General features: G+C 37.1%; 1 protein-coding gene and 1 pseudogene. Both read left to right on the top strand.

Annotation, left to right across the window (positions count from 1 at the left end; translation table 11 throughout):
- Positions 1-1897 (top strand): tyrosine-type recombinase/integrase (locus AACQ17_RS08510; RefSeq protein ID WP_094167655.1); only part of this gene is annotated, 1897 nt, incomplete at its 5' end.
- 2 nt (positions 1898-1899) lie between these two features.
- Positions 1900-2545 (top strand): annotated as a pseudogene (locus AACQ17_RS08505) (hypothetical protein); the annotation flags it as partial.

The raw sequence follows: 2545 nt of genomic DNA, 5'->3' as shown, positions 1-2545 counted from the left end.
CATGAGAGTAATGCTTCCATTATTACAGGCAGAATTTCAAAAATTCTCAAGTGAGATCTCTGAACTCAAAAAAACTAATTACAAATCAGTAAAAGAGCGTAATGAAATACGTGCAGAAAAAGCTTTAGATAAAGAAGAAAGCAATATATCAGCATTCCTTAAACTGCGAGATAAACCACTGGTGTCAATTGATGACTTTAGCCCTGAAAATGGATACTACGGGAATGTACAACATGCCTTTGCAGTTGGATCTTTAAAAGCCACTTCAAAATCAGGAATTGACAATTACTACATCGGATATAAGCATTACTGTGACTTTTTAGAAAGTAAAGGAGTCTCCTCAGACAGTGGTCTGAATGAGTGCATTGGAGCATGCTCTTTAAAAGAGTTCAAAGAATACCTTGGTGGTAAAGTTGGTAATGCCGAGCTATCAACATCATCGGCAAACACTATTTTGTCATCCGCGAGAATGACGCTAGATAAACTTAAATTAGTTCGGAATTTTGACTTCAATTATTATCCCACCGATGGATTTGAGATTGTCAGAGAGTCGATAGCATATAAGCCATACTCGCCAAATGAGAGAAAGCAGTTACGTAAAATGCTAAAGGAAGAGATGGCGTTAGCTAAGAAGAAGTTAGCTCCATATCAAAAATTGGATAGAGAGAGTGCTAATCTTAATGATTCAAAAATCCAAGCAAGGATTATTTTTGAAGATGATTGTAACTGCATACCCACTTATTACGATTCAAAAGAGCGTACTGAAGGACAGGGAAAGTTTATTAGTTTTATTTCAACAAGAAGGCTTTCTCTTCCTGAACTTTACGATGATTGGGGAGTTAAAAATCGGAGAGTTACAACACGTGCCGTTGGCGTATATGTATTAAAAATGGCACAAGTATTGGGTATGAATTTAAACTCTATTTTAGACCTTGATATGGATGACTACCAAGAGCATCACCCGCTCACAAACAAACCGTGCCTTACTTACTGGAAAGAGCGCTCAACAGGTGAAAAGATGTTACATCTTGATCTATTCCACGCCAATCTACAATGGTTGACAGTGAGTCAAAAGCAATTTGTTGAAACCATATTTAATGAGGTCGCTCTTTTGACATGTGAAGCGAGAAAATACGTCTCACCTGAGTTATCCCAACGGCTTTTTATAAATTTTGAAACAGTACCCAAAGCGATGAATGAAAGTTCTATGTCTAGCCTGTATTCAGAACTAATTGAGGAATATCAGTTAAAAAATGATGATGGTGAGCCTTTGGTGCTTACCACTACTAGATTCAGGCCTACTCTTGTGAGTGAGTTAGTTGAAGCAGGAGTCTCGCTTAGAGAAATCCAATATCTGCTAGGGCACTCTTCTATTTATACGACAATGAATTATCTAGAAAAATTAGAATTCGATAGGGTTATAAAAGAAAAAGCAAGAAAAGCAATAGAAGATATTTATAATAATGCCGCTCATTCTGGTAAACCCGATTCTAGTTATCACCAACATCGAAAATTTGATGAAAGCCAGATTATCATGAAAACCCCTCTTGGCGGTTGCAAAAACATATTTGATCCACCTGATTTTATCAAAAAGTCATCTTTATACGTGAAGGGAAAGCCCTGCTCTCAATACAACAAGTGTTTATCTTGTGAAAATGTGATGCTGACAGAGAAGCACCTTCCTGAGTTGTTTGCTAGGCAAAGAGACTATTTGGCAACACTAGAAAGTGGCGAAGTTGTCCATACGCCCTACTATGTGGTTGTGTTAGAGAACCTTTCATTACTGGATGACATCTTGAATCCTGAAACCTCAGAGTTTGATGAAGATATTTTAACGCAAGCGAAAGAAGACTCGTTATTTATTGAAACCACCATGTTAGATAACTGGGGCCGATAACAATGGATAAACAACACTTACAACATTTGGAAAAAATAGACAGTCATTGGAAAGGTGTTTTCTCTAACCTGATGATTTTAAATAAAGTTGACTCCGTAGTGGTAAGTGATCGGATCGACGCGTATGTAGCGAAACTCGCCCTATTGCCAGTTTCTGTCAAAAGTGTATTTCGTGACATGTTGTGGGATTATGATGTTGAAACCTCAAAGCGAGCTGCTTCTGTTGGCTTAGCAAAAGTCCAACTTGATTTTTCTACCTATACGCATATTCCATTGGGAGTTATTACTGAGATGAAGTGCTTGTTTTTGATTGTTTATGCTTCACCAAAAGAGTTCGGTAGAAAGAAAAATACACTTAAGCCCAATACTCTGATTAGTGCATTCAAAGGAGGACTTAATTTCTTGGATTTTGTCTTTTCTGAAGTAGAGAAGCGACTAGGTAAAGAATTTGTACAAGCAAGGTACAGTAGAATCTCAGATATTACGCAGCTAGATTTTGAAGAGGCAGCTCAAAAAACGACATTAAAATTATCATCCGGGAATGATAATAACAGAGAGTATAGTAGGTTTTTTGATTACGTAAATAGCCATAAAGCCAAAGAAGTTATTGGTATTGAATGTGCTACTGATTATGGTGCAATAAAAAAAG

Origin of the sequence: Vibrio sp. V10_P2A27P122 (assembly GCF_963874335.1) — a bacterium.
Classification (GTDB): Bacteria; Pseudomonadota; Gammaproteobacteria; order Enterobacterales; family Vibrionaceae; genus Vibrio; species Vibrio anguillarum.
The sequence above is the reverse complement of the archived record's forward strand: the minus strand, read 5'-3'. Positions and strand labels throughout refer to the sequence as shown.